Genomic DNA, 18,016 nt, shown 5'->3' with positions numbered 1-18,016 from the left:
TATGTTCGTCCTTACTTGTTTGTAATCCATACCCTCATGACCGAAAAGAGCTGTTCAATCTTCAAAGGCTTGCTGATATAATCCGATGCTCCGGCTTCAAGACATTTCTCACGGTCATTCTTCATCGCTTTTGCAGTCAGAGCGATAATAGGGACACCGGAGTTTTCTTCGTTCTCCCGGATCCTTCTCATGGTTTCATATCCATCCATAACCGGCATCATGATATCCATCAGGATCATATCAATGTTCTGCTCCCTTTCCAGCAGTTCCAGACATTCCGTTCCGTTAGAAGCCGTAATAACCTTTATATTTTCGTTTTCCAGTGCTGTTTTTAAAGCAAAAATATTGCGGTGATCATCATCAACTATCAATACGGTTTTTCCTTTTAAGGAGCTGATATCAGCTGGAGCCTGTTCTGCAGCCGGCCTATCGTTCTTATTAAGTTCCTCAAGTACTTTGTTTTCTTCCTGAACTTCAGGAGAAATGGCAGCAGCAACCTCGCTCACTGCTTCATCCAGCTCTTGAACCGGCGCAAGTCCGTTAGGGAGGCTAGGAATATACAAGGTAAAAGTGCTTCCTTTCCCTTCTTCACTTTCGAGCTCCAGCCGGCCGCCCAGCAGTTTTACAAATTCAAGGGATATGGATAGGCCCAGGCCTGTACCGCCATATTTACGGACAGTTGCTCCATCTCCCTGCTGGAATGCTTCAAAAATTAAATCATGTTTGTTCTTGGATATTCCGATTCCCGTATCTTTAACCGTAATTTTAAGCAAGTGGTCTGCACCGTTCTGAAGGTCAAAAACAGGTTCTTTTTCGATATGCAGAGAAATCTTGCCTTCTTCGGTAAACTTAAAGGCATTGGATAGAAGATTTTTAATAATTTGCTGGAACCTCTTCTCATCCGTATAGAAAATATCTGGTACATCTTTCTCTTTAATGATTTCAAACTCAAGGTTCTTTTGATCGGCGACGGGTCCGAAATTCCGCTCAAACTGCCCAGGAAGCTCACTCATGTTCATCTCGCTGAAATACATTTCAAGTTTACCTGCTTCGACTTTTGAAAGATCCAGAATATCGTTAATCAGGTTAAGCAGGTCTTGGCCTGAGGAGTGAATCACCCTCGCAAACTCCTCATCTTCAGAAGAAAGGCTATTTGAAGAATTCTCAGCAAGCATCTCAGAAAGGATCAGGATACTGTTAAGCGGTGTTCTCAGCTCATGTGACATATTGGCAAGAAATTCAGACTTGTACCTGGAGCTTAATGTCAGCTGCTTGGCTTTTTCTTCAAGCTGTACTTTTGCGTTCTGAAGTTCTGCCGATTTTCCTTCTGCTTCAATGGAACGCTGTTCAAGCTGCTCATTAATCATGCGCAGTTCTTCGGATTGCATCTGCAGTTCTTCGGATTGTGTCTGAAGCTCTTCGGATTGTGCTTGAAGTTCTTCTGTCATCGCCTGAGATTCTTTCAGCAGGCGGACAATTTCCATTCTGCCAATCACACTGTCGATGGTCAGGCCAAAAGTTTTTGTTGCGTTTTCGATCAGCTCAATGTGCTGTTCTGTAAATGTGTCAAGTGAAGCAAGTTCCAAAACTGCGATCACTTCCTGCTCATTCAGAACAGGGGCAATCAGCAAGCTCTTAGGACGAACTTCTCCAAGCCCTGTACCAATGACTTGATAATCTGCCGGCAGCCTGTCCACCACAAGGATGCGTTTCTCAGACACACATTGCCCGATAAGGCCTTCCCCCTGTTTAAACGCCGCTCGCCCAGGTTCTCCGATCGGCTCTGAAAACGAACCTTTTTTTACGTATCGGGATTGTTCTCCGCTCCCTTCCCGGATATAGAGAGCACCCATGGAGGCCTGCGTTAAGTGGGCAACACCTGTAACAAATTTCTCTCCCAGCACTTTAATCGTAGATGTTCCCTGATATCTTTCGACTACCTGATTCGTGCTGGACTGCAGCCATTCCCTCTGCTCGACTTTATCAAGCAGTTCATTGGTCGCTTCAGCCAGGTCTTTGATTTCATCTTTCGTTTTTACATGTATACGCTGGGTAACGTCACCGTTAGATGACATAGCCGTAATGGAACTTACAACAGCCTTAATGGTATTAATGATCGAGCCTGAAACAAAAGACGCAATAAGTGATGAAACAGCCACAACAATAACCAATAAAGAAAAGAGCCCTGTTTTCAGGAATTTGTTCTGCTCGTCAAGCCTGTCCGCCCGTTCTTTCGTCAAGCCTTTTTCAGTGGTTCTGAACGTGTCAAACTGGCTGCGGATCTGTTCTACACTTTGGCTGCCTACATCTTTTTTAATAAGAGAGAGAACTTCTCCATCCTTGTTTTCCTTCTTCAGCTGAATGGACGGATTTCCTGTTGTCTGGAGCCAATTGTGAATGGATTTATTAATTTCCTCGAGCCTATTTTGCTGTGCTGGATTATCGGCAATCAGCCCATAGAGCTTTTTATAATCGTTTTCCAAACTGTTCACTGCCAGGTTAAAGGGTTTAAGATAGCTCTCATCCCCGGTAATAATAAAACCGCGCTGCCCGTTTTCCATATCGAGAACCTGCTTTTCAATCTCGTTTGTCAGCGAATGAATTTCTATGTCATGGTTGATAATAAAATTCCGCTCTTTTTGCATAGAGGCAATCTGATTATTTACTGCTACTATTGATACGATCAGACAAAGAATAATCACTAGATATCCGACAAAAATTTTTGCGCGGATTCCAAATCTGTTTCTCCCTATCATTCTATCATCCTGCCTTTATTATTTTCATAGTTATCCACCTTTATTATAAACAACATTTACCGATATAGATAGCTGGAAGTAAAGTATTTCCACATCTTCTCTCTGCTTTTGATGCGTTGACTTCCTATTTTAGATATGATAGGCTTGTCTAAATTTTCAAAATCAAATTACATAATAGTGGAGACAAGGTTCCATTGCACAAACGCAAAGGATGAAAAGGGAAGCCCGGTGAAAATCCGGCACGGTCCCGCCACTGTAAAAGGAAACGAGCTCATAATGACCACTGGCCGGCAGGCTGGGAAGGGATGCAGCTCGGTATAGAACCCTTGAGTCAGGAGACCTGCCTTGTTTCAACAACACTGTTTTAACCTACGGGAGATAGGGAGGTGTTAGATTCTTGCATACAATGGGGTTTACTCTACCCTTTTTTAGGCATTTCTAACGTTCTGTCACTGGCGTTGGGAATGCTTTTTTGTTTTTATTGCCATATTTAGTATCTAAAAGAATGGAGAGATGACACATGAAAACGAGCAACTTGGGATATCCCCGTATCGGCAGCAATCGGGAGTGGAAAAGAGCACTGGAAGCATTTTGGAAAGGAGAACTGACGGAAGCCAGTTTTCTGCAGCAGATGGAACAGATCAGGCTTGCAAATCTGCAAAAGCAAAAAGACATGGGCATAGATATTATTCCAGTCAATGATTTTACACTTTATGATCACATGCTCGATATGTCAGTGATGTTCGGGCTGGTGCCAAAAAGATTTGAAGCAGTGGAAAACCCTCTCTCCCTTTACTTTGGCATGGCAAGAGGAAAACAAGAAGCCGTCGCGTGTGAAATGACCAAATGGTTTAACACAAACTACCATTATATCGTGCCGGAATGGGAAGACCGTGCGCCGAGGTTAGTGGAAAACAGGCCTCTTACCGCTTACAAGGAAGCAAAGGAGAAGCTTGGGATTGAAGGAAAACCGGTTATTGTCGGGCCTGTTACTTTTATAAAATGTGCAAAAGGATACCTTCCCGAACAGGAAGACACGCTGCTTTCCCAACTTGTCCCGTTATACTGCCGAATTCTTCAGGAACTGGAACAGGCGGGCGCCCAATGGATTCAAATCGACGAGCCCATTCTCGTTACTTCCCTATCCGAAGAAGAATTATCAGCATCCAAGAAAATCTATGAACAGTTCCATAAAGCCGCTTCCGGTCTTAATATTATGCTGCAGACGTACTTTGAGAGCGCAGAGCATTACAAAGAAATCATTCAGTTTCCTGTCCAGGGGATCGGACTGGATTTTGTCCATGGCGAAAAAACACTGGATGAGATGCGTCTGCATGGGTTCCCAGAGGATAAAGTGCTGGGTGCAGGCATACTTGACGGCAGAAATATATGGCGTGCTAATTTGAGCCAAAAGCAAGAGCTTATACTCCAGCTTGAAGAACTGGCTGCATCCGAACGAATATGGATCCAGCCTTCCTGCAGCTTGCTTCATGTCCCTGTTTCAGCCAAACACGAGCATTCCCTTCTGCAAGAACTATACAACAGTCTTGCCTTTGCTGACGAAAAACTGGAAGAACTGCGATTGCTGTCATCACCTTCGCAACAAGAAGCAATAAAGAAGTATGATGATGCTCTTTACTTGCTAAACAGCTCTCCGGCAAGAAACCGGACGGAGGTTTTATGGGAGGTTGAAAAAGCTCAAGGCAAAGACCTTAAGCGGAATCAGCCGTACATGAACAGAAAACAAAAACAGCAGGAAGTTTGGAACCTCCCTCTCCTCCCTACGACAACCATTGGAAGCTTTCCACAGACCGCGGAAGTAAAGCAGGCCCGGGGGAAACATAAGCGAGGGGAATGGACGAAAGCACAGTATGATCAATTTGTTAAAAGCCAAATTGAAAAGTGGATTAAAATCCAGGAAGATATTGGCTTAGATGTTCTTGTTCATGGGGAGTTTGAACGAACAGACATGGTGGAATTTTTCGGACAAAAACTTAACGGGTTTGCTTTCTTAGAGAATGGATGGGTTCAGTCCTATGGATCTCGCTGCGTTAAACCGCCTGTCATCTACGGTGATGTCGATTTCAGTGAACCAATGACCGTAAACGAAAGTGTGTATGCACAGTCTCTGACCGATAAACCGGTAAAAGGAATGCTGACCGGGCCGGTGACCATCTTAAACTGGTCCTTTGTCCGAGATGATATTTCAAGAGAGAATGTCTGTTATCAAATAGCAAATGCCCTGCAAAAAGAAGTGCTTGCACTGGAATCTGCCGGCATTACCATGATCCAAGTAGATGAACCTGCATTAAGAGAGGGCCTGCCGCTGAAGAAAAGCAAGTGGCAGCATTATATAGACTGGTCTGTTAACTGCTTTTTGCTGACCACCTGCACTGTAAAGGAAACCACGCAGATCCACACCCATATGTGCTATTGCGATTTTAACGAGTTTCTTGGCGTCATCAGCAAGCTGGATGCCGATGTGATTTCTCTTGAAACATCCAGAAGCCATGGTGAGCTAGTCTCTGCCTTTACTTGGCAGTCATACGAAAAAGGAATCGGCCTTGGGGTTTATGATATTCACAGCCCTCGAATACCTGAAATTGAAGAGATGAGGGTGATGATTGAAAAAACTCTCGAAGTATTGCACGAAGACCAGGTATGGGTAAATCCTGATTGCGGACTGAAAACAAGAAACATATCAGAAACCATTCAATCTCTCAAAAATATGACAGCTGCTGCGGCTCTGGTCAGAAAGAAAGAGGCAGTCTCGTAACATGGCTTCTCAAATACCTGCCTCCTTTCCTTCTGAAGCAAAGACCGTCCAGCAATCGAAAACCTGCTTAACAGATTTAGTTTTCCCGCCGGATACGAATCACCACCATACTGTCTTCGGCGGAAAAGTCATGGCTTATGTAGACAAGATCGCCTGCATAACTGCCATGCGGCATTGCCGTAAACCGGTCGTGACTGTTTCGAGTGATTCCTTTGAATTTCTTGGCCCGATCAAAACCGGTGAAGCTATTAATCTTGAAGCTTATGTCACATGCGCCCACCGAACATCCATGGAAATTTTCGTTAAAGTAGAATCTGAAAACCTTCTAACAGGCGAAAAACGGCTTACGTCAAGGGCCCTGTTTACCATGCTTGCCGTAGATGCGGAGGGCAGGCCGTCACCGGTCCCTCCCCTCGTGCCCGTGAACCAAGAAGAAATTCATCGCTATCAGCAAGCAAAGGAGCGGTATGAAAAGCGCAAAAAGAAAAAAGCTTGATAAATGACAAAAAGACAGGTCCTTTTTCTCAAAATCGGGCCTGTTTTTACTTTTTGATTAAAAAAACGGAATTTTCTGTTTTCAAATACATATTTTTTTGTTATCATTGTCTTTAAAACTTTAAAGGGAGGACGCGTTAAATGGTTAACTATAATGGTCGGCGTTTTGTATCCGTGAAAAGTTCAGAGATTGGAGAATCATCTTCGAAAACCTATTTTACGTATAAACAAGAGGATGACATTTTAAGCGCAACGTATTCAGGAGGAGATGTTCTCAAGGGAAACATGATCGGCATCGTAAAAGAAGACGGCAGCATTGAATTTACCTATAGCCATATCAATCGAAAGCATGAAATCAAAAGCGGCAAATGTTCTTCCACTCCAAAAACTCTTCCGGATGGGAGAATTCAGCTTTTTGAAAGATGGAATGGATTTGGGATGGAAGACGCTGAAGAAGAATCAATCGTAGAAGAAGTTTCTGCCCTGGTGTTTACTCCGCAGATTATTTTTAATTAGATTGTGAATAGTCATATAAGAACAGCCGGGGATTATTAAGCTTATCCCCGGCTGTTTTTATTTTCTATTGAGATAGGCAATTAATTGACAATATTAATAAAGCTTTATGCTTCTGCTTTTAGTTCATTGACCGGTGCGTTGTAGACTTCAGTATCCAATTCTTTTCTCGCCTTGCTCGTCAGAATACCGGCAGTCATGGCCCCGCTAACATTCAAAGCGGTTCTTCCCATATCAATCAGAGGTTCAACAGAAATGAGCAAACCAGCCAATGCGACAGGAAGGTTCATAGAGGAAAGAACCAGAAGTGCAGCAAATGTTGCGCCGCCCCCAACGCCTGCAATCCCGAAGGAACTGATTACGACGATAACAATCAGGCTGAGTATGAAAGACGGAGTAAGCGGATCAATTCCTGCAGACGGCGCGATCATAACAGCAAGCATGGCCGGATAAATTCCAGCGCACCCGTTCTGCCCGATGGTAAGTCCGAAGGAGCCTGCAAAGTTGGCGATTCCTTCAGGTACTCCAAGGCTCTTTTGTGTACTGATGTTAAGTGGAAGCGCACCTGCGCTCGTTCTGGAAGTAAAGGCAAAGGACAGAACCGGAATCGCTTTGCGAATATACGTGACAGGACTTAACCCAGAGAATGTAATAAACAGCAGGTGAATGATAAACATGAGCGCCAATGCGACATAGGAGGCGATCACAAATTTCCCAAGTTTTGCGATGGCGTCCAGATCACTAAGAGCTACCGTTTTGGTCATCAGTGCGAGGACTCCATATGGTGTTAACCGGAGAATCAATGTAACAACCCGCATGACAATAGCATGAACCGCTTCCACAATACTGGCGAACAGTGCAGCTTGATCTGCTTGTTTCCGTTTGACTCCCAGGTAGGCTATTCCTACAAAAGCGGCAAAAATGACAATTGCAATCGTTGAAGTCGGACGTGCTCCTGTAAAATCAAGAAACGGATTTCCAGGAAAGAGGTCAAGAACCTGCTGAGGCAGTGTCTTGTCTTTAATCTGGTCAAACGTGGTCTGAAGCTCTGTTGCACGTGCGAGCTCTGGAGCGCCTTTCGTGATCTGGACCGCTTCGAGATGGAAGGATAGTGCAGCTGCAATTCCGATCGCAGCGGCGATGGCTGTTGTTCCGAGCAATATTCCGATAACCGAACCACTGATTTTGCCGACGTTGTTACTGAGTTTTAATTTTGTAAAAGCAGACAAAATAGAAACGAAAACAAGCGGCATTACCGCCATCTGAAGGAATTTTACATATCCTCCTCCCATGATGGAGTACCAGTCGGCCGAGTTGGACAGCACCTTGGAAGCAGGCTCATAAACAAACTGAAGAATGAGTCCAAACACAATTCCTGCAGCTAAAGCCGCAAAGACACGTTTTGAAAAGGATACTTTCTTACGCTGAAGGTAATACAAACCGCCAGCAAGCAGCAATAACACAACAATGTTCACGATGGTTAAAAAGACATTCACTGTTCTTCCCTCCTTTTAGTTTCCCGCTGCTCTCTCATGAACATAAAAAGGCTCACTTCTTTTGAATAAAAGAGTGAGCCTTCAGCATTTCTGATCAGCAGAGGTATAGTGATGTATTCACTTGATACACTATATTCTGGCTTTTTTTATCGTATTCTTAAATTTCTATTACGTTAACGTTTTATACATCACGATATGCGGTCCGATCGGCGGCAGATCAAACACCTCACCGTGTTCACGAAGACCAAGCTTTTTATAATAACCCGCCACTCCAACTCTTGCATTACACCACCAGGAATCAGTATGCTGCTTCTTCAGCATGTCTTCGGCACTTATTAGAAGTCTGCTTCCCGCCTTTTCTTTCCTGTATTCTTCAAGGGTCGCCATTCCGCGCAGACGGTACTGCACGTTTCCTTCAATATCAGGATGATTCTCTTGATAAAAGGAAGCGATAGAAATGAGTTTATCACCCTTATAGGCTCCAAGATGAAACGTTCCATGATCATGATCGCCAGGAAACTGGCAATCTTCCAGCGTTTGATTGGGCCGAAGCACTTTGTGTCTAATCTCGTAGGTTTGTTCAGCGGGAATCACTTTAATGTCCAGCATGAAGGTTCCCCTTTCTACTGGCAGGAAGAATTCGATTGAGAAAATGTGTCCTGAAACGTTCTGCATCAACTTCAATGCCGACAGAGATTCCCTGATCTGTTTCCACACCCCTGCTCTGGCCAAGCTTTTCCTGTTCTGTCGATACTCGGACATTCATCGGTTTTGTACTGATAAACGTGGGATCAACTGCAACTCCGACGGCTAATGGATCATGAAGAGCACAGCCGCCGAGACCTGGATTCTTTCTTTCATAAAAATCCATATAGAAACTGCACATATCCGCAAATATTTCAGCAGTATTTAATCCGCAGCCTCTCCACTCCGCCAATGTTTCTCTCAGCAACAGGGTCTTCATCGTCACATCCAGACCGACCAAAGTAATAGGCAGCCCTGAGTTAAGTACAAAATCCGCCCCCTCAGCATCCGCATAAAAATTGGCTTCTGCAGCAGGTGTAACATTTCCCGGGACAGTGACTGCGCCGCCCATAATCACGACTTCATTCACCAATCCTGTAATGGAAGGATCTTTTTCAACAGCGAGAGCCAGATTGGTCTGTGTACCAACCGTGATAAGAGTGATCTCATTTGGATGTTTTTTCACCATAGAGATGATAAAATCACTGGCATGCTGTCCTGGTGAGAAGGGTTCGGGCAGCGGCAGCTGAATGTTTCCCAAACCATCTTCCCCATGGACTTCATAAGCTCTATGGCGAGTGCTTTCTCTGCGAAACGGCCGTTCTGCGCCTTGAAAAACTGGAATATCTGCTCTCTCTAATAATTGAAGAACCTGAAGCGTATTTCTTGTCGCTTCTTCTGCTGATACATTTCCAAAACCTGTTGTAATGCCGAGTACGTTTAATTCCGGAGAATGGATCGCATAAGCGATCGCCAAAGCATCATCAATCCCCGTATCCACATCAAGTATGACAGATTTCATGGCTGTTCCCTCTCTTCATTTTCAGTTTCTCTTACATTTAACGGTTTCCGATATAAATGCCTAAACCGATGATACAGACGAGAATCAAAACAACATAAATTGCAGTAAGCCTGCTCAGATTATTTTTCGTTGAGGACCCGTATTTTTCATCCTTTTGGAGACCAATGGCAACGGTAAGCCCTGTTACGATCAAACCAGCAATTATAGCAGTCACGATATATCCCATACTCATCCCTCTTTCTCTTCAACTATACGTAACTAATGGTAATTCAAGGAACGGAAATTGCCAAGTAACCGGAGGCATTATTCACAAATTAGTTGAATAAAAACACAGTGGACAAACCCGAAAATGTAAAAAATAGTAAAAAATTCTTATGCAATTTTTCCTGTTCTCCTTTAGGATACAGATGGATGTGAAAATTATAGAGACTATTGGGGGCCGTTTTTATGGTGCATGAAACACTTCCTGACTGGGTCTGGCTGCTATTTTACTCTTTTATAGCGCTGACTTTATTGGCAACCATCACAAATCTGTTCAAAAAAGTACATATAAAAGCTTCCATTATTAATCTTACATTTGTCATCGCAACACCTGTAATCAGTTTTACTTTTGCTTTAGGACGTCCTGAAGGCAACACGGAATGGGATCATTTGATTACTGGTATGCTGAGCGGTTCCCCATGGGCCATCATCATTCTGCTAGGCTGCTCTTTTATGCTATATTGGTGGTTTAGATTTTCATTCCTCTTCGTCAGCCTTAATTCATAAAAAAGCAGGATGGCTCGCTTGCCCTCCTGCTTTTTACTGTTTAATAGAAAGGTAAAATTACCGGGTACGGACTACGCTGAACGGCACCAGATTTCTGTGGCTTCAAGCATCTGGGTACTGGACTTCGGGATTATGGTTCATGCTATGATAGCCATAGATTCTCGTTTTAAGACTCCCTATAAAAGGGAACAATGGTTGTAATAAGGAGGCGGTGCGAGATGGCATTAAATGACTTAGACTTCAAAACAATAAATTTTCGCAAGCATCCAGAAAAATACCGTGTCGGCCGTGTGAACAGGGAGTCCTTTTAGCAAAACCCTATATAAGTGAGATTCTGCCTCATTGGCGGTTTAAAACTCCAGAAATTGCATTGAAATCATCTCAAAAGATTTACGGACTCTTTTTGAACTACAAAGAGAAAGACGATCTTGTCGGAATGGATATGGCAAGAAAGTTTCTGCAGATGGGCTATACACGTGCCCGAAGATATGCCAACTACAAAGGAGGAAATAATTACGGTGAAGACGGCAAAGTCAACGAACGGCAAATCGATGACACAAAAGCAGAGTCTGCTGCTATTTTTATGAAAAGCTCTTTTCTAAAAGATTGTTGCTTTGGGAACATTTTTGTTAAGAGCCTTCATTGACAAGTTGATTGGAGTGTAAGGTGCGAGACTCCTGCGGGAGCAGCGGGACAGGTGAGACCCACAGGCGCATGCGCCGAGGAGGCTCACCGCACGCCCCGCGGAAAGCGAGCATCCTGAAACGGAAATCAACACCCCTAAGAGCAACAAAGGTTACGAAAACAGCCTTATGAAAAGATGGAAACAGGCAAGAGAAGTGGTTAAATGATAAAATAATACACATAGCTTTCATACTGCAAACAATCGAAACTGAGGTGATGTTATGCCAAACACAAAAGCTTTTCGGATAGGCTACGCAATTATCATTTTATTGGTCATTGTTTTACTCTCATCCAAGGTGGAATTTATCTTCCGTCCGGTGGAAATTATTTTTACGACCTTATTCTTCCCATTCTTGATCGGCGGGGTTATTTTTTATTTATTAAGACCGATCGTCTATTACTTAGATCGCCACAAGGTACCGAAAGTGCTTTCCATCCTGATCATCTATCTGCTGTTCATCGGGCTCGGGACTTTGCTTGTTTTCCTATTAGGCCCGCAGCTGCAGAGCCAATTTAAAAGCCTGATTAACAATGCTCCGCAGATCGTAGACTCGCTTAACGATAAAGTGAACAGCCTGAAGCAGAATGAATGGTTTTCACGTTTTCAGCAAAATGATTACATTACGATCGACAGCCTTACCTCCAAGGCAAGCGATTACGCCAAAGGCTTTGCCGGCAACATAGGCACCAAGATCTCCAGCCTGATCGGCATCATTACGAGCGTTGCTACAGTTATCGTTACGGTTCCGTTTATCGTGTTTTATTTGCTGAAGGATAGTGAAGGACTTGGCAACAGAGTAGAGAACTTCCTTCCCTATTTAAAAGCAGCAGAAGCGAAACGAATCTTAAAAGATATGGATGAGGCACTGAGCTCTTATATTCAGGGACAAGCAACCGCAGCCTTTTTAGTAGGTGTAATGATGTACATCGGCTACAGCATTATCGGCCTTGATTATTCTTTAATTCTTGCCATAGTCGCTATGATTACCAATATCATTCCGTTTCTTGGTGCGTTTATCGCCTTTATACCGGCTTTTATCATCGGTTTGATCATGTCGCCGCTCATGGCCTTAAAGGTAGCCATCGTGGTCATTGTGGTGCAGCAGATCGATGGAAACGTAACTTCTCCACTGATCATGGGAAGAAAACTGGATGTCCATCCGCTAACTGTCATCCTTATCCTGCTAGTTGCCGGCAACATGGGCGGTTTTCTCGGCATGATACTGGCCGTTCCATTTTATGCCCTTCTTAAGGTTATCGTCAGCCATACGTACCGCTTATATCAATTGAATAAAGAAAAAGACCGTAATGGTATTCAAATCGTTGATTAATTTAAAACAGTAAGCCGGTGTCCCGGCTTACTGTTTTTTTTGTGTACAAACCGTTTTCCTTCTGTTCACATAAACTATGACAAGCTATACCCTTTCAAAAGAAATTAATCATTGCTTCTAATATAATCACACAACTCAATAATCGTTCCCTGCGTGTGAACGGGATTGATGTAAATTAACCTTCTTCCATATGGATTGATCCGATAGGTATCTTTTAAAAATGTAATTCCTCGATCCTCATACTCTCGTATCGTTTCTTCAAGGTTGTCCACTTCATATGCCAGATGGTGGACACCTTTTCCTTTTTGGCGGATGAACCGTTCGATCGGAGATGTTTTACTCGTAGGTTCAAAAAGTTCTATGACTTGATTGTCCATTTCGATAACGGCGATATGTGTTTCAACCCCTGGTTTCTCGCTCGTATACTGATGAACCAGTTTGCCTCCCAGGTTGGTTGTGTAAAAATCAATCGCTTCATTTATTCTTCGTACCGCTATACCGGTATGATCCAATTTCATGAATAACACTCCCTTCTAGTGAACTAGTATACCCAAGAAGGATGATCCTTTACAAAATCTCTCCCCCTAAATTGTTCATAATAGCACCTTGTTCCTTACCTGTAGTAGAATCAAAGAATAGGAGGGATACAATGAAAACGTTTGAGGAAAAGTTGGACCAGTACGCAGAACTTGTTGTAAAAGTGGGCCTTAATGTCCAGGACGGCCAGCGTTTACTGATCAATTCACCCATTGAAGCTGCAGAATTTACGCGCAAGGTAACAGAACATGCTTATAAGAACGGCTGCAAGCGCGTCTTTGTAGAATGGTCAGATACAGAAACAAGCCGTATTCACTTAAACAACGCTTCTGAAGAGGTATTGAAAGATAATATTCCGCAGTGGCAAGTTGACATGCAAGAAAGTTTAATGGAAAACAATGACTGTATGCTCATGGTGACTGGGAATGATCCCAATGCCTTTCAAGGAGTTCCATCCGAGCGCTTATTGCTTGTGCAAAAGAACGCAGGTGAACGACTTGAAAAATTCACAAAAGCAAGACTTGCAGGTGATGTTCCTTGGCTAATCGCTGGAGCTCCGTCTGCCGGTTGGGCAAAGAGTGTTTTCCCTGAAAAAAATGAAAACGATGCCATTAAGGCCCTTTGGGAAGCGATTTTCCAAACGGTTCGTGTCGATCAGCCAGATCCAGTAGCAGCATGGAGAGAGCATGGAGAAACGCTGCTAAATAAAGTGAATTATTTAAATGAGCAGAAATTTAAAACGCTGCACTATAAGTCAGAAGGTACTGATCTTAGCATTGACCTTCATCCTGAACATGAATGGATCGGCGGCGGCCATCACTCCACATTCAACACGTTTTACATACCGAATATGCCGACAGAAGAAGTATTTACTGCCCCGCTTAAAGAGGGAGTAAATGGAACGGTATCAAGCAAGAAGCCATTATCGGCAATGGGGAACATTATCGAGAACTTCAGCTTAACCTTTGAAAATGGAAAAGTGGTAGATGTTAAGGCGGAAAAAGGCGAGGATACGCTAAAGCAGCTCCTTAACATCGATGAAGGAATGAAATATCTTGGTGAAGTCGCTCTTGTTCCGTATGACTCTCCAATCTCTAACTCAGGGATCGTGTTCAACAACACTTTATTTGATGAAAATGCTTCCTGTCATCTTGCATTAGGCAATGCTATCAGTATGAACATACCCGGGGCAGAGCAGCTAAGAAAAGAAGAGCTTGAAGCAAAAGGAGTCAATCAAAGCCATGGCCACACCGACTTTATGATTGGTTCTGCAGACCTTGAAATTGAAGCTGAATATCAAGATGGAAAACGTATCCCATTGTTCACCAAAGGTAACTGGGCTATCTAAAGTAGTAAAGCGTAAGCGCCCTGGCTTAAGTCCAACAAGCGCTGGTGCTGGACAAAACAAAAAACGAAGGGCAGCTGCCCTTCGTTTTTATTTTGGAAACGTGATGATAAACGCTGTACCGTTTCCTAACTCGCTCTCCACCTTCACCTTTCCGTTATGCTTTTCGATGATCCATTGTGCGATGGATAAACCCAAGCCAAGCCCTTCAGCATCCGTTCTTGCCTTATCACTTTGATAGAACCGGTCAAATATCCGTTCCCTTTCACTTTCTGCTATTCCGGGTCCGTTATCCTTCACCATCAGTTCGATCGAAGAAGCAGCTTCTTTTGCAGATAACAGGATTTGATCACCCTCTCCCGTATGCTTCATGGCGTTATCCAGTAATATAACGAGCAGCTGATGGATACGTTCCCTGTCTGCAGAAAAGGTGATCGGCAGCGATGCGTTAAGTGATATATTTTTGCCTTGGTAAGAGGCGATTTCTCCGTAATGATCTGCAATCTCCTGCAATAATTGATCAAGCTGAAACGACTGCTTTTTTAATTCGACCTGATTGGAGTCTGACCTGGCCAGCAATAAAAGCTGGCTGACCAGTTTTGACAGACGCCTGCTCTCTTTTGAAATGGCCGAGATATCCATGCTTTTGTCCTCAATCGTAGCAGATGGAGACCGAAATAAGAGATCGGTCTTCGCCTGAATGACGGACAGCGGGGTTCTCAATTCATGAGAAGCATCCGATACAAAATTCTGCTGTTTGTCCCAGGCCTTTTTTATAGGGATTAACGCACGGCCTGCAAGAAAGTATCCGCCCCCAATGGCACAAACAGCTCCGAACAGGCAGCCAGCAATAATGACTAGCAGCAGCTTATGAAGCAGCTCTTCCTCCGTCTTCACGTTTCTGATCGCCTGCACCGTCACCGTTCCGACAATAGGAAGCTTTTCTTTTACCGACTTGGTCCTGTATGTCGCTTCATCCGTATGAATGAATTCCAGCTTGTTCATTTTCTTCTGACGGTAACGATCTTCATTATCGAAAACAAAGAATGGCGGACGCGGCGTGTCAAGGAGCTCATGGTTCTTATCCCAGATCAGGATAGTTACCCTGGAATCCCTCGCCATAAAATCCCTGTCTTCAGGTTCTGGCCTGTGCTCACGGTGCCCTTTACCAGGCAGATGTTCAAGTTCCTCATTAATCGAATGATCAGCAGCAGTGTAGAGGCTGATCCTCGTATAGGAGTATACGAGAGTCCCAAGCAAACTCAATAAAACGATAAAAACAATAGAATTCAAAAGGGTCAGCCTGTTATGTGTACGTTGAAACATTTCGATATCCCCTTACTGCTCCTTGAGCATGTAACCTACACCGCGAATGGTCTTAATGTCTTTCTGATACGGATATGGTTCAAGTTTTTTGCGCAGGTGGTGCATGAATACTTCAACGATAGCAATAGTCGTTTCCGAATCAAATCCCCACACCCTGTCATAAATCTGTTCTTTTGTTAAGATCGTCCCGCTGTTCTGTATCATGTATTCCAGCAGTTCATACTGCTTAATGGTCAGCTTAATGGGATGGCCATCAACAATAATGTCATGCTCCGGCCCTAGTAATTCAATTCCCCGATAACGAAGGGTCTGATTTAACGTCAAGCTCCCGCTCCTCCGCAAAAGGGCGCGAAGCCTTGCTTTCAGCTCCGACGACTCAAAGGGCTTTACCAAATAATCATCACCGCCAAAATCTAAACCCTTTACCCGGTCCTCCAACGAATCCCTGGCTGTTAAAAATAAAACTGGAGTGTTAATATTCTCTTTCCTCATGCGCTGGATAATCTGAAACCCATCCATCTCAGGCAGCATGACATCAAGCACGATGGCGAAGATGTTCTGCATGGCTTCATACAGTCCATCTTCGCCATCCGCCGCCTGGTCTACCTTAAATTCATCAGACAGTATTTCAACAATAGAATCCAGCAATGCCAGGTTATCTTCAACGACTAAAATACGGAGCACGCTTCTCCCTCATTTCAATGTCAATACTTCAGAATTCGTTTTTATTCGATATCTTAGTGCAATATTTTATTATTTTAAAGGATGCTTTAGCTATTTGCACATATTTTCCAAGTTGTTTTTTAAAATCCGAATACAATATTGCCAAGCATACCAGGCATTCCTTAACATTTCCTTAAGCGGATAAAAAAAATGGTGCCAGGCACCACGATTACACACTTGTGTAATTGCGGTGCCTGGCACCGGTAAAACTATCTATAGCGCTTTGCACCTTCATATTTAGGGGCCCAGTAAGAGCTGTCCAACTCAGAAGTGGTTACTCCTTTAGAAGAAGAAGCATGCATGAATTTCCCATCGCCTACATACACTCCGGCGTGAGAAAGATTGCCGTTCCCTTCGATATCAAAGAAAACAATATCTCCAACATGCGGAGAATCTACAGAGGTTCCTTCTTCATGAATATCTTTCACGACGCGTGGAAGATCGATGTTCGCCGCTTTATCGAAGATGTAGTTTAAATAACCGCTGCAATCAAATCCATCCGGTGTTTCTCCGCCCCACTCATAAGGAGTTCCACGGTATTCTTCTGCTTGGTCCACAATCGCCTGCTTGCTGAATACACCGAGAGCTTTATAGACAGAATCTCCTGCGACTCCATCAACATTCATTCCTTTTTCTTTCTGCAATTTCTTTACTGCTGACTCTGTGTATGGTCCAAAGTAGTTAGTTGTTTCATGGTATGTAAAATAACCTTTCTTTTTCAACAATGCCTGGAGGTCCTGAACGTCTGAATCATGGGTTTCTGGCTTAAGCGTGTTGTCTCCAAGTGCTGCATGGCCTGCTACTGGATTGACGGCAAGAACACCTGCTACAATAATTCCCGAAACTAATTTTTTCAAAATAACATCCTCCTGTTTAATGAATTCCTAGCCAATTCTAACAACCCATTATGACATGAGGATGAAAATTAGATTACAATGAGATAACAATTAGTAACCAACTAACAAATATACCCTAATTTAATATATTGAAAACATATTAAGTGATTTTTTGGAATAAAAGTGTGCAGTCTTTAATACCAGAATGATATACTCCAAATAAATACATTTAGTGGAAAGTGAAATGAAGGAGGTGCTTGAATGCACATTCAACAAATGGCTGTTCCTTTGATGCTCATGGCATTTATCATTTATCGCAGAACGAAAAGGACCATCGGTTTTCAGCCCTATAAGCCAGGAAGGCTGGTTTTCAGGATGATCATTTTTGCTGTCATCATGTTGGCTTTTCTGGCAAACGCGGCCATGCATCCGACTACTCTCCTTTACGCGGTGCCTGGCACCCTGATCGGAGTTGTCCTTGTCGTATTTGCAGCCAAACACAGTACATATCAATGGCGGGAATCCCAGCTGTTTTACCGGACACACAAGTGGATCGAGGCTGCGGTCCTGATTCTCTTTTTGGGGCGTTTCTTGTACCGTTTCCTGCTTCTTGCCTCTTCATCAGGTACACAATCATTGCAAAACACGCAATATGGCCAGCATTTTACAAGAGATCCGCTGACTGCTTTTGTTTTCTTTATTCTGGGAGCCTATTACATTGGATTTAACGCATATATTTTAAGAAAAGGGAAAGCCTTGCAAAAAGAAGAGCCCCCCGTCCAACCTACTTTATAATTCACACAAACTTTTGAGGCCATTATAATGAAGGGTGATAAGTTCATGAAAAAGAAAAGACTGCTGGCCATCTTTTTTCTTCTGGTTCT

At 43.5% G+C, this 18,016-nt stretch carries 16 protein-coding genes, 1 pseudogene and 1 riboswitch; of the genes and pseudogenes, 8 read left to right on the top strand and 9 right to left on the bottom strand.

Translation table 11 applies throughout. The annotated features are described in order from the left end of the window. Positions 1 to 11: 11 nt before the first annotated feature. Entirely contained in the window at positions 12 to 2,756 is a 2,745-nt protein-coding gene (locus M1K46_RS06320; protein ID WP_256225394.1) for a CHASE3 domain-containing protein, read from the bottom strand. Positions 2,757 to 2,925: 169 nt separating this feature from the next. Beyond that, a riboswitch (cobalamin riboswitch) is annotated at positions 2,926 to 3,118 on the top strand. Positions 3,119 to 3,276: 158 nt separating this feature from the next. Between M1K46_RS06320 and metE the strand changes: the two genes are divergently transcribed. The 3 genes from metE (at position 3,277) to M1K46_RS06305 (ending at position 6,543) form a co-directional block, all read left to right on the top strand. Beyond that, a complete protein-coding gene (metE, locus tag M1K46_RS06315; RefSeq protein ID WP_256225393.1) occupies positions 3,277 to 5,532 on the top strand; it encodes a 5-methyltetrahydropteroyltriglutamate--homocysteine S-methyltransferase in 2,256 nt (751 codons plus the stop codon). Between the two features lies 1 nt (position 5,533). After that, a complete protein-coding gene (locus M1K46_RS06310; RefSeq protein WP_053354998.1) occupies positions 5,534 to 6,028 on the top strand; it encodes an acyl-CoA thioesterase in 495 nt (164 codons plus the stop codon). A 140-nt stretch (positions 6,029 to 6,168) separates the two neighbouring features. Beyond that, positions 6,169 to 6,543 carry a n-acetylglutamate synthase gene (locus M1K46_RS06305; RefSeq protein WP_256225392.1) on the top strand — a complete coding sequence of 125 codons (375 nt, stop codon included), beginning with the start codon at positions 6,169 to 6,171 and terminating at the stop codon, positions 6,541 to 6,543. A 104-nt stretch (positions 6,544 to 6,647) separates the two neighbouring features. Here the strand turns inward: M1K46_RS06305 and M1K46_RS06300 are convergent, their stop codons facing one another. The 4 genes from M1K46_RS06300 to M1K46_RS06285 all read right to left on the bottom strand — a co-directional run bounded on the left by M1K46_RS06300 (position 6,648) and on the right by M1K46_RS06285 (position 9,808). Then, positions 6,648 to 8,036, bottom strand: a complete 1,389-nt coding sequence (locus M1K46_RS06300; protein ID WP_256225391.1) for an L-cystine transporter — start codon at positions 8,034 to 8,036, stop codon at positions 6,648 to 6,650. A gap of 168 nt (positions 8,037 to 8,204) precedes the next feature. Next, positions 8,205 to 8,645, bottom strand: a complete 441-nt coding sequence (locus M1K46_RS06295) for a GNAT family N-acetyltransferase (protein WP_062239769.1) — start codon at positions 8,643 to 8,645, stop codon at positions 8,205 to 8,207. Further along, positions 8,632 to 9,582, bottom strand: a complete 951-nt coding sequence (locus M1K46_RS06290) for a nucleoside hydrolase (protein ID WP_256225390.1) — start codon at positions 9,580 to 9,582, stop codon at positions 8,632 to 8,634. The genes M1K46_RS06295 and M1K46_RS06290 overlap by 14 nt, the downstream gene beginning before the upstream one ends. 37 nt (positions 9,583 to 9,619) lie before the next feature. After that, positions 9,620 to 9,808, bottom strand: a complete 189-nt coding sequence (locus M1K46_RS06285) for a hypothetical protein (protein WP_053355003.1) — start codon at positions 9,806 to 9,808, stop codon at positions 9,620 to 9,622. 221 nt (positions 9,809 to 10,029) lie between these two features. On the opposite strand from M1K46_RS06285, the gene M1K46_RS06280 reads away from it, so the two are divergent. The 3 genes and pseudogenes from M1K46_RS06280 to M1K46_RS06270 all read left to right on the top strand — a co-directional run bounded on the left by M1K46_RS06280 (position 10,030) and on the right by M1K46_RS06270 (position 12,365). Then, positions 10,030 to 10,350, top strand: coding sequence for a hypothetical protein (locus M1K46_RS06280; RefSeq protein WP_053355004.1), 321 nt, complete (start codon positions 10,030 to 10,032; stop codon positions 10,348 to 10,350). Between the two features lie 218 nt (positions 10,351 to 10,568). Continuing rightward, positions 10,569 to 10,939, top strand: a pseudogene (locus M1K46_RS06275) (DUF4385 domain-containing protein); the annotation flags it as partial. A gap of 316 nt (positions 10,940 to 11,255) precedes the next feature. Beyond that, positions 11,256 to 12,365 (top strand): AI-2E family transporter, encoded by a 1,110-nt coding sequence (locus M1K46_RS06270; RefSeq protein WP_256225389.1) that lies wholly within the window; start codon positions 11,256 to 11,258, stop codon positions 12,363 to 12,365. 104 nt (positions 12,366 to 12,469) lie between these two features. Here M1K46_RS06270 and M1K46_RS06265 read toward each other — a convergent pair whose 3' ends face one another. Continuing rightward, positions 12,470 to 12,883, bottom strand: a complete 414-nt coding sequence (locus M1K46_RS06265; protein ID WP_256225388.1) for a VOC family protein — start codon at positions 12,881 to 12,883, stop codon at positions 12,470 to 12,472. A gap of 131 nt (positions 12,884 to 13,014) precedes the next feature. Between M1K46_RS06265 and M1K46_RS06260 the strand changes: the two genes are divergently transcribed. After that, a complete protein-coding gene (locus M1K46_RS06260) occupies positions 13,015 to 14,250 on the top strand; it encodes an aminopeptidase (protein WP_256225387.1) in 1,236 nt (411 codons plus the stop codon). Positions 14,251 to 14,337: 87 nt separating this feature from the next. On the opposite strand, the gene M1K46_RS06255 is transcribed toward M1K46_RS06260, so the two are convergent. From M1K46_RS06255 to M1K46_RS06245, 3 genes are all read right to left on the bottom strand, one after another. After that, on the bottom strand, positions 14,338 to 15,573 hold the full coding sequence (locus M1K46_RS06255; protein WP_256225386.1) for a sensor histidine kinase: 1,236 nt from the start codon (positions 15,571 to 15,573) through the stop codon (positions 14,338 to 14,340). A 12-nt stretch (positions 15,574 to 15,585) separates the two neighbouring features. Next, complete coding sequence (locus tag M1K46_RS06250; protein ID WP_256225385.1) at positions 15,586 to 16,257, bottom strand: response regulator transcription factor; 672 nt, start codon at positions 16,255 to 16,257, stop codon at positions 15,586 to 15,588. A gap of 248 nt (positions 16,258 to 16,505) precedes the next feature. Further along, entirely contained in the window at positions 16,506 to 17,153 is a 648-nt protein-coding gene (locus M1K46_RS06245; protein ID WP_091006026.1) for a C40 family peptidase, read from the bottom strand. A gap of 240 nt (positions 17,154 to 17,393) precedes the next feature. Between M1K46_RS06245 and M1K46_RS06240 the strand changes: the two genes are divergently transcribed. Next, positions 17,394 to 17,927: a sporulation protein gene (locus tag M1K46_RS06240; protein ID WP_256225384.1), complete on the top strand. Its 534-nt coding sequence runs from the start codon at positions 17,394 to 17,396 to the stop codon at positions 17,925 to 17,927. Positions 17,928 to 18,016: the final 89 nt, after the last annotated feature.

It is taken from the genome of Fictibacillus sp. WQ 8-8 (assembly GCF_024494405.1).
Classification (GTDB): domain Bacteria; phylum Bacillota; class Bacilli; order Bacillales; family Fictibacillaceae; genus Fictibacillus_C; species Fictibacillus_C marinisediminis.
The sequence above is the reverse complement of the archived record's forward strand: the minus strand, read 5'-3'. Positions and strand labels throughout refer to the sequence as shown.